12 protein-coding genes and 1 tRNA gene are annotated in these 9,944 nt (G+C 51.0%); 4 read left to right on the forward strand and 9 right to left on the reverse strand.

The genetic code is table 11. From position 1 onward, the window contains the following. The 5 genes from ABIK47_06835 to ABIK47_06855 form a co-directional block, all read right to left on the reverse strand. On the reverse strand, positions 1-243 hold a 243-nt coding region (locus ABIK47_06835), incomplete at its 3' end, for a 30S ribosomal protein S5 (GenBank protein MEO0020333.1). A gap of 5 nt (positions 244-248) precedes the next feature. Further along, positions 249-596, reverse strand: a complete 348-nt coding sequence (gene rplR, locus ABIK47_06840) for a 50S ribosomal protein L18 (GenBank protein MEO0020334.1) — start codon at positions 594-596, stop codon at positions 249-251. A 53-nt stretch (positions 597-649) separates the two neighbouring features. After that, on the reverse strand, positions 650-1,597 hold the full coding sequence (locus ABIK47_06845; GenBank protein ID MEO0020335.1) for a D-alanine--D-alanine ligase: 948 nt from the start codon (positions 1,595-1,597) through the stop codon (positions 650-652). Between the two features lie 15 nt (positions 1,598-1,612). Further along, complete coding sequence (gltA, locus tag ABIK47_06850) at positions 1,613-2,980, reverse strand: NADPH-dependent glutamate synthase (protein ID MEO0020336.1); 1,368 nt, start codon at positions 2,978-2,980, stop codon at positions 1,613-1,615. A gap of 22 nt (positions 2,981-3,002) precedes the next feature. Then, complete coding sequence (locus ABIK47_06855) at positions 3,003-3,854, reverse strand: sulfide/dihydroorotate dehydrogenase-like FAD/NAD-binding protein (protein MEO0020337.1); 852 nt, start codon at positions 3,852-3,854, stop codon at positions 3,003-3,005. A gap of 162 nt (positions 3,855-4,016) precedes the next feature. Between ABIK47_06855 and ABIK47_06860 the strand changes: the two genes are divergently transcribed. The 4 genes from ABIK47_06860 (at position 4,017) to ABIK47_06875 (ending at position 6,877) form a co-directional block, all read left to right on the forward strand. Further along, positions 4,017-4,090: transfer RNA gene (locus ABIK47_06860), tRNA-Met, on the forward strand. An 89-nt stretch (positions 4,091-4,179) separates the two neighbouring features. After that, positions 4,180-4,341 carry a hypothetical protein gene (locus tag ABIK47_06865; GenBank protein MEO0020338.1) on the forward strand — a complete coding sequence of 54 codons (162 nt, stop codon included), beginning with the start codon at positions 4,180-4,182 and terminating at the stop codon, positions 4,339-4,341. A 408-nt stretch (positions 4,342-4,749) separates the two neighbouring features. Then, a complete protein-coding gene (gene proS / locus ABIK47_06870) occupies positions 4,750-6,189 on the forward strand; it encodes a proline--tRNA ligase (GenBank protein MEO0020339.1) in 1,440 nt (479 codons plus the stop codon). Between the two features lie 52 nt (positions 6,190-6,241). Continuing rightward, complete coding sequence (locus tag ABIK47_06875; protein ID MEO0020340.1) at positions 6,242-6,877, forward strand: hypothetical protein; 636 nt, start codon at positions 6,242-6,244, stop codon at positions 6,875-6,877. Between the two features lie 162 nt (positions 6,878-7,039). On the opposite strand, the gene ABIK47_06880 is transcribed toward ABIK47_06875, so the two are convergent. The 4 genes from ABIK47_06880 to ABIK47_06895 form a co-directional block, all read right to left on the reverse strand. Next, entirely contained in the window at positions 7,040-7,183 is a 144-nt protein-coding gene (locus ABIK47_06880) for a WG repeat-containing protein (protein MEO0020341.1), read from the reverse strand. Then, entirely contained in the window at positions 7,184-7,525 is a 342-nt protein-coding gene (locus ABIK47_06885) for a WG repeat-containing protein (protein ID MEO0020342.1), read from the reverse strand. Between the two features lie 122 nt (positions 7,526-7,647). Beyond that, positions 7,648-8,004: an aspartyl protease family protein gene (locus tag ABIK47_06890; protein MEO0020343.1), complete on the reverse strand. Its 357-nt coding sequence runs from the start codon at positions 8,002-8,004 to the stop codon at positions 7,648-7,650. 70 nt (positions 8,005-8,074) lie between these two features. Continuing rightward, complete coding sequence (locus ABIK47_06895) at positions 8,075-9,742, reverse strand: helix-hairpin-helix domain-containing protein (protein ID MEO0020344.1); 1,668 nt, start codon at positions 9,740-9,742, stop codon at positions 8,075-8,077. Positions 9,743-9,944 lie beyond the last annotated feature (202 nt).

The following is a 9,944-nucleotide window of genomic DNA, read 5'->3' on the forward strand; positions in this document are numbered from 1 at the left end:
CCCCTTAAACGCAACCTTCACCATCTCCTTCTGCGCCCGCACCGTTGCCTTACGCACCGCCACCGCCACCTCCAGCGCCTTGCCATGACCAACACCAACCTGCCCCTTGCCATCCCCAACAACCACTGTTGCCGAAATCCGCATCCGCTTGCCACCCTTCATCACCTTGGAAATACGCTTGATGTTGATCACCCGTTCAATCAGCTCTGGTTCAGGTTGAACTATCTCTGTTTCTGTTCCCATCTCTCTCAAAACTCCAAACCTCCTTGCCGGGCACCTTCAGCCAACGCCTTGACCCGACCATGATACCGATAACCTGCACGGTCAAAGACCACCTTTTTCACACCCAATGTTTTTGCCTTTTCGGCAATCAGTCTGCCCACCTCTAAGGCAATCTCCACCGGCTTCAACTTCTTTCCTTTCAACTCCGGAGAAAGGGTGGAGGCACCGGTTAGGACCTTGCCGGTGGTGTCGTCAATCAACTGGGCATAGATATGCCGGTTGCTGCGATTAACGCACAACCGCGGTCTTTCCGGACTACCACTGACGCGCTTCCTGATGCTCAGGTGCCGTCTCAGCCTTCGATTACGAATCATAGCGTAGAATATTATTCAGGAATCATTTCCTGTCAAGAAAACCCGTGGCCGCCTTATACTAACGCATCGGCAAGAATACGGAATATCAGTTCATCATAAGATATTCCTGCATGCGCTGCCTGTGCCGGCAGGTCAGAAATGTCGGTCAAGCCTGGGATTGTGTTTATCTCCAGGAAATAGGGCTGCCGATTGTCCTTGACAATCAAATCTATTCGGGAAAAACCCTTACAACCCAGACCCTGATGCGCCTTCAAAGCCAGTTCCTTTATTCTCTTTTCGGTGCGGCTGTCCAGCCGCGCGGGGAGGATGAAATCGGTCTCACCGCGGGTGTACTTTGCCTCATAGTTATAAAACTCATGGCTCTTAGGCACCAGCTCCAGGATCGGCAAGACCATTTCGCCGAGGATACCAACGGTGGCAATCATCCCTTTTATAAATGGTTCAATGAGCATATCACCAAAACCACGCCACACCCGCTCGCACCGGTCGAGCGCCCCGCGCCTCCCATCCAAAAGTTCAATCCCCACACTTGAACCCTCACACCTCGGCTTGGCAATCATCGGATAGCCAAACCGCTTTTCTGCCTCGGCAAGACCCGCAGCAACATCGTCATCCTCACCGATGCTGATGAAGTCCGGGGTTGGTATCCCCAGCTGTCGGAAAAGCATCTTGGTAAAGACCTTGTCCATAGCCACCGCCGAAGCGGTCACACCAGAACCGGTATAAGGGATACCCATCAACTCTAAAAACCCCTGCATAGTGCCATCCTCGCCCGGTCTGCCGTGCAGGGCAATAAAAGCCATATCAATCTTTGCCTGCCTGATCTGGTCAACAAAAGTACGGTTGATGTCAATCCCCACAGCCTGATAGCCCTGCCTTTTTAAGGACTCCAAAACCCGTTGTCCAGAAAGGAGGGAAACCTCCCTTTCGCTTGACCAACCTCCCATTAAGACGCCGATTCGGCGCTTGCGTAATCGGCGGACAATATCGCTCCTGCTCATAAACTCTCCTTTCTCTTACCAGACCCCGGTGCGCAGATACTCATCCATAGACCTTGCCGCTATTCTGCCCGCACCCATCGCAAGAATAACGGTCGCCGCACCGGTAACAATATCGCCACCCGCAAAGACACCCTTTTTAGTTGTTCTGCCGGTCCTCAGGTCGCAGACAATTGTTCCTTTTTTGGTCGTCTCCAGACCGGGTGTGGTCTGCGGTATCAAGGGGTTCGGGCTATTGCCAATTGCCACCACCACCGTATCAACCTCAATCCTGAACTCGCTCCCTGGAACCGGGACCGGTCTGCGCCTGCCTGAGGCATCCGGCTCACCCAATTCCATCCGCAGACACTCCACCTCCTTGACCCAGCCATTATCATCGGCAATATAGCGGACCGGATTGGTCAAAAGCATAAACTCCACCCCCTCCTCCTCAGCGTGGTGAATCTCCGCTGCCCTTGCCGGCATCTCATTCCGGGAACGGCGATAGATAAGGATGGAACGCTCAGCACCAAGGCGCAGAGCGGTCCGTGCCGCATCCATCGCCACATTGCCACCACCGATCACCGCCACCCTTTTTCCCCTAACGATGGGCGTATCATACCTTGGGAAAAGATACGCCTTCATCAAATTTGACCGGGTCAGGTACTCATTAGCGGAATAGACACCAAGGTAGTTCTCACCGGGGATGTTCATAAAAAGGGGCAGGCCCGCACCTGTTCCGACAAAAACCGCATCAAACTCTTTAAGCAACTCATCAACGGTCTTCAGTTTCCCCACCACATAGTTAAGTTGTATCTTCACCCCCATCGAACGGACAAAGTTCACCTCCCGTTCAACAACCGTCTTGGGTAATCTGAACTCAGGGATTCCGTACATCAGCACACCGCCCGGCTTGTGTAACGCCTCAAAGATGGTGACATCATGCCCCAATTTCCGCATATCACCGGCAACCGTGAGACCCGCCGGACCGCACCCGATAACCGCAACCCTCTTGCCGGTCGAGGGCTGGATTTCGCACATCACGCACTCGGGCTGGGTTGCCTCCCAGTCCGCGATGAACCGCTCAAGATTGCCAATCGCGACAGGCTCCATCTTTTTCCCTAAAATGCAGGCACCTTCACACTGCACCTCCTGGGGGCAAACCCTGCCGCAGATTGCGGGCAAAACATTGGTCCGCTTCATTACCCTCATCGCCTCAAGGAAATTGCCCTGGGCAATCTGAGCGATAAAGCCAGGGATATCAACCTGAACCGGACAGCCCTCAACACAACTTGGCTTTTTGCACTTCAGGCAGCGCTGGGCTTCCGCAATCGCCTCCTCAGGTGTATAACCGTAAGGCACCTCATCAAAGTTGTTCCGCCTGACCTCGGGTGGCTGCTCCTTCATCGGTGTTCTTTTTGGGCTGATTTTAGCCACGGTTCCTCCTTTCGCAACCGCACCCCTTCTGGAAAATCTCAACCGCCTCCCGCTCCTCCTTCACATAGGTCTTGAGCCTTGCCATCAAAAGGTCAAAGTTGACCTTATGCCCGTCAAACTCCGGACCATCAACGCAGGCAAATTTGGTCTCGCCATCTATCTCAACCCGGCAGACACCGCACATCCCGGTCGCATCCAGCATAATCGGATTCAGACTGACAACCGTCGGAATGCCGTATTTCTTTGTCAAAAGTGAAACCATCTTCATCATTATCACCGGTCCAACCGCAAAACACCTGTCAATCTTCTCACCCCGGTCAATCACCCTTTGCAGCATATCGGTAACCAGCCCCTTGTTGCCATTGGAGCCGTCATCGGTGGCAACAATCAACTCATCCACCACCTCTCTCATCTCCTTTTCCATCAGAATCAAATCCTTATTTCTGAATCCAATTATTCCGATAACCCTGTTGCCCGCCCTTTTCAAAGCCCGTGCCACCGGATAAATCTCAGGTGTGCCCACACCACCAGCAACGCACGCAACCGTTCCAAACCTCTCAATCTCGCTCGGCTTTCCCAAAGGACCAATCAAATCCATAATCTCATCACCCTCATTCAAGGTGCCCAGAAGCATCGTCGTCTTCCCAACCTCCTGAAACACAATAACCAAAACCCCTTCATCAGGAAGCGCATCCGCAATGGTCAAGGGAATTCTTTCGCCCTGCTCATTTATCCGCAAGACCACAAACTGCCCGGGCAAAGCCTTGCGGGCAATCTCGGGCGCAGCCAGTTCCAGCCGCTTAACACCTGGTGCAAGTATCTGCTTTTTCAATATCTTAAACATATATCTCCTTTATATTTACCGCTATTAAAACTCCAAGTCGTAAATAATAATTTGCAATTATAACATATTTTCGGCAAAAGTCAAGATATTAAAATAATCTCTGGTTGCAGTCAAAAGATTATTATTGACAAGGATTCTAAATGTGGTAAAATGGTTAATAACTGCGGGGTGGAGCAGCCTGGAAGCTCGTGAGGCTCATAACCTCAAGGTCGCTGGTTCGAATCCAGCCCCCGCTACTGCTATTATTTTACCGCAGGGCAAAAAGGAGGATTTTGTGTCCGAGGAAGTCCAAGCCGAACAAACTACCAAGTGCAAAGGAGGCAAGGTGAAGATAAGGCATGAGTGGCGCGGTCCGGATATTATGGGACCGGTCTGGTTTATTGGCTGGCTGTTTACCATTGGCTATTTACATCTGCCCTTCTTCTGGAAAGGGGTTCTGGCGATAATCATCTGGCCATATTACCTGGGCAGGGCGCTCGCCGGCTGATACTTTTACTGACCAGATGGACCTGCCACGACTTCTTGGTCAGGCTGATTTAAGCAAAGAGTAACTGAGCAATCTCCTAACGGAAAAGTTCTTTGTTTATATATCCATAAACAAAATATCAGAGCGGTTTTTGGACTAAGTTTCGTATTTGCGCAAGTTAGCAGAGGTTCAATTTTTATTAGGGGGCTATCCCCTAAGTCAAACCGGTCCTAATCCGAATTGCGATATTTGAGCGGGATTTGACCGTTAAAAGGCTAAAGATAACTGAACCTCACCCGACTGTTTTTTGCAGTTTCAGGACAAACCTCAAAGCCATTTCTGATTTAAGACCAAGGATTGAGCCTGAAACACCCTTGGGTTTGCCTGTAATCCTTGACTGGATTTTCAGTTTGATTAGTATCAGAGGCTATGAAGGATGAATCTTATGTAAAGGAGATTCCGGCAAAGAGAGACAACTTCTCTGAGTGGTATACCGCGGTGGTGTTAAAGGCAGAGCTTGCCGATTATGCGCCGGTGCGCGGTTGTATGGTTATCAGACCTTATGGCTATGCGCTCTGGGAGAATATGCAGGCGCGGCTTGACGCCCGTTTTAAGGCAACCGGTCATACTAACGCCTATTTCCCCACCTTGATTCCGGAGAGTTTTTTGAAGAAGGAGGCGGAGCATGTCAAGGGTTTTTCCCCGCAGGTTGCCTGGGTGACAAGGGGCGGTGACTCGGATTTGACCGAGCCCTTGGCTTTAAGACCGACCAGCGAGGCGATAATCAACTATATGTATGCCCGCTGGGTCAAGAGCTATCGCGATCTCCCGGTCTTGATAAACCAGTGGTGCAATATCTTCCGCTGGGAAAAGACCACGAGGCTTTTTCTGCGCACCCTTGAGTTCCTCTGGCAGGAGGGGCACACCTTACATCGCACCGAGGAGGAGGCGCAGGAGGAGACATTGCGCATCCTAAACATCTATGTTGACTTTGTTGAGAACGACCTATCGGTACCGGTGATTGCCGGTCTCAAGCCGGAGAGCGAAAAGTTTCCGGGCGCAATTGCCACCTATTCAATTGAGGCGTTGATGCCTGATGGTCAGGCTCTCCAGGCAGGGACATCGCACAACCTGGGTCAGAACTTTACTAAGGCATTTGACATCCGCTACCTTGATGAGGACAACACCGAAAAGCACCCCTGGGGAACATCCTGGGGCGTTTCCAGCCGCCTTGTCGGTGCGGTGATAATGACCCACGGTGATGACAAGGGGCTATTTCTCCCGCCGAAAATAGCGCCCTATCAGGTGGTGATTGTGCCGATTCTCTATGGCAAGGATGACGAGGCGGTTTTGGCGCAGTGCCAGAAGGCAAAGGAAATCCTTGCCGGGTTCAGGGTGAAACTTGATGACCGTCCTCAATTTACCCCGGGCTGGAAGTTCAACGAATATGAGATGCGGGGCGTGCCCTTAAGGGTTGAGATTGGTCCAAGGGATGTCAAAGAGAATCAGGTGGTGCTTGTGCCGAGGGATGGTTCAGGGAAAATTACCGTCAAACTTGAAAACCTCGCCTCTGAGACCGGAAAACTCCTTGACCAGATTCAAGTCAATATGCTTGTTCGTGCCCGCAACTGGGTTGATAGCGTCACAACCACCGCCGCCACTCTTGATGAGTTCAAAAGGAACATAAAAGAAAAGCCCGGCTATGTGAAGGTGCACTGGTGCGGTTCTCAGGACTGCGAGAACAGAATCATTGACGAGACCAAGACCACCCCGCGCAATATGCCCTTACAGGAGCAGAACATCTTAGGGAAATGCATCGTCTGCGGCAAACAGACCAAAACCCTGATTTATTACGCCCGAACCTATTAGGTGAAAACAAAGCCATTCCTTATTTTGCTCCTTGCCCTTTTTATCACCGCCCTTGCTCAGGAAAAACCGTTACCTCTTTGGTGACGATACCCTAACAATTGCGCAAATCTGGCAAAGGCTGTGTCCGGATTCAACCGAATACCGCTTTCTTGTCCCTGAAGGCTGGGGTAAAAACCTTGCCTTAGATGCCGAGATAACATCAAGCCACCCCGCATCAGCAGATGGACTTAAAATGCTCATTGACAATGACGGCTTTACCGCCTGGACAAGCGCAAAAGGCGATACCTTGCCGGTTTTAGCATTGAGATGGAAAAGTCCGGTTCGGTTCAACCGCCTGATTGTCTTCAACCTTTACACCCAGTCCCGAGGCACCGCCTGTGGCTGCAATGCGGCAAAAATGGTTGTCCTTGAAATCCCTCACCCTAAAAATCCCGATTCAATCATCGCCGCTTATGAACTAAACCTGCCCGAACCGACCGAAGCCTGCTTTCTCTCTTCTGACCGCAAGGGGCAGGTCTGTTTCTATATCCCGAGCGCAAAGCCGGTAATCCTTGAATTTCCCGAAATAAACACCGATATCATCCGCATCAGGGTTAAACAGACCTGTTGGCTTGACCCTGCCTATGAATACTTTTCTGAAGAACTCGACTGCTCTCTTTCCGAAATTATGCTCTTCCTTGCAAGGTAAGAAATAAACTTAAGAAGAAAAGAAGGTTTTTCCTTTCTCATAATCCGGTTTCTTCTGAACCGGCACCATCTCAAATGCAGGTAGAGAGAACCGAGGTTTCGTATTATACCCCCGTTTCTCCCTATGTTACTGGCAGAAGGGAGAAGTGTAAATCCAGTCCCGCTATTCTGAAGGCTCCCAGACGAACTTTCCGCTCTTGTCAATAAACCCACACTTGCCGCCAATCATGACCGCTGCCAGCCCTTCGGAGAAGCTCCAGGCGAAGGCGAACTGCGGGCTGATGACAGGTTTTCCGGTCTTGTCAATCTACCCACACTTGAAGTCAATCATGACCGCTGCCAGCCCTTCGGAGAAGGCCGAGGCGAAGGCGAACTGCGGGCTGATGACAAGGTTTCCAGTTTTGTCAATATATCCCAACTTGTCGCCAATCTGGACCACTGCCAGCCCTTCCGAGAAGCTCCAGGCGTCGTCGAACTGCGGGTTGATGACAAGGTTTCCGGTCTTGTCAATATACCCCCACTTGTCCTTGACTTTAACGGGAAACAGACCGGCATGCCCTTTTTTTGGCTTCGCGGTGGGTGCTTTTGACTGCTGGCCGCAGGAAATTAGCGCAAGCAATGAGATAAAAGTTACGAAACCCTGTTTCATTTATATTCCTCCTTTTATCTGTCCAGCGTTGTTAATGGTGAGCAATTTTCTACTAAAAATGATCCCAACCATTGGGATATATTGTAACCGAATCTATCATGGTCTCAAGCGCGAGCAGACTGTCATAGTAACATCAGTTCAATCGGCTCAAGGCAACCTTTGCGAGGGTTTACCTTGAGACCAAGGGTTTCAAGGGTTAGGGCACCGATAAGCGATTTGTCGCCCGCCTCACCAAAGATTACCTCTGCGGCACCTTCGCGACCGTTATAATAGAATATCACCACGCCCACATCCCGTTCAACCTTTTCGCCATTGGCGAGCACAAACCTGCGCCGCCGGCGCCGTTCAACGCCAAGTTTCTCTAATACCCTTGCTGGAATCACACTTAAACTGGCACCCGTATCAACCAACGCCTTGTGGGTCACCCCATCCTTACCAGAAAGAGGTTTCACCTTCATCTTTACACTAAAAAGCCCCATAATCAATCCTTTTACCCAAATATTTTATTGGCTAATCCCATTCTGTCAAGCGCAAGTAGCAAGGAAATTGCTAACGCACGGTAATCAGGTTCTTAATCTGCTCAAACCTTTTCGGTCCGATGCCGCGGACATTCATAATCTCCTCAATGGAGTTGAACCTGCCCTGGGTTTTCCGATAGTCAATGATACGCTGGGCGGTCTTTGGTCCGATTCCCGGCAACTGGCAGAGGAGTTCAAGGGTGGCGGTGTTGATGTTGATTAGACCTGGAGCCTCTTTGGGGAGCAATCCGGGTGTTGCCAAATACAGTTTCGGCTGCGGGACTGATCCAACCCTTTTCTCCTTTTCCGCATAGTTGAGCCAGAAGCGGGTGAGATTGTCAGGCAAAGCCCTGCCGCTCACCTCTAAACCGGTGCGCTCAAGCCAGTTCTCGGTTGTCACAACCCGGTAAAATCCCCTTTTTCTCTCCCTTAACCTGAACCTTACCACCTCAAAAAGCCTTGGCCATAAAAGGGTGTCACCGGTGATAAACAAATCTGCACCGGCAACTGCAGGGCAGGGAAAGCCCTTGTCCATCTCCGCCGGCACCAGAGCCATTGCCAGCAGACTTTCCGGCAAATAGATGAGCCTTAACCGCTCCTGATAGGGAACCGAGTTGAACAAATCCCTTCTTGTCAGCGCACCTTTTGTTAGACCCGCCTCAACTACACTTAGGGGCAGAATCGCAATATCAGCACCGGTCTCCTGCCGCAACCCTTCACAGATAACTAATGCCAATTTCAGTTTGCCCGCCTCATCAGGGAAAAACTCCTCATCGGCAAATGCCACAATTGTGTCATACCCTTTAACAAGCAGCGCCTTTAGTACCGAATCCGGCTCATCCTCAGGCAGGACATTCAAAACCTGCGCCTCAACCGCATACACCCGGCGCTCAGTTTTATGAAAAAGGATGTCGGCAACACCAACCCTCTGCCCGTAAACACCGCCAACAACCACCGCTGCCTTGCCAGATTTGGGCAACTGGCTCTCAACCCGTTCACCTTCACCCTTGCAGATGATTAGGTTAACCTCAGGAACGCTTTCGGCAATCACCCGCCCCTCTCCTGAACCGATATGACCCAAAACCAAAATCACCTCGGCGGATTCGGCCTTAACCGCAGGCAGAAGTTTCTGCACCTGCTTTAACGGCTCATCAACAACAACACCCGCAACAAACCTTTTCTGATTGAGTGAGGTGATTTCCTTATCCATCAGTCCAATCACACCAACCTTCACACCCCTCACATCCTTAACTATATAAGGTCGGAAAATCGGGGACTGGCGGTTCAAAAGGACATTGAGCATCGGGTCGGCAAGAATCGGAAAACCGGCAGCGCGGGCAAGGAGTTCAATGTTTACCAGTCCATCCTTGAAATCCCTGGCACCAAGAACAACCGCATCATAACCGAGGCGGTTAAAAAGCCCAATCATCACCCGTCCTTGAGAGCTGTCACCCTCAGGCGAGCCAAAGGCAAAGTCGCCATTATCAAGAATTAGTGTGGCTTGGGTCCTCTCCTCCTGAATCAGCCTCGCCAGGCGATTGTATCCGCCCAGTTTCCTCCTTGGCAGACCTCCTGAGGCAAAGTCAGGTGTTGGCAACAACTGCCCGTGCAGGTCAGATGTCCAGATGACCCGCACCACCGCAAAATCGGCTTTATTTCCGCTATGGGGCAGGAGCAAAAAGAAAAGCAAAAGGCTCATATCCCAATATATCTATATGCCTAAAACAGGCAAGATTGAGCAACCCAATCTCCTCCCCCATATATAACCAATACGCAAAAATGTTAAGAGGTGCCAGAATCCCGGTCAGTGACCAGCCCAGGGGTCGTCCCGGGGACAGTCCCCCCTACCCTTTCCCTTATCATCCCCTTTACCCCTTACCATTATGCCCTTAAGAGCATAT

It is taken from the genome of candidate division WOR-3 bacterium, assembly GCA_039801245.1.
Lineage (GTDB): Bacteria > Hydrothermota > Tepidihabitantia > Tepidihabitantales > Tepidihabitantaceae > JAOABP01.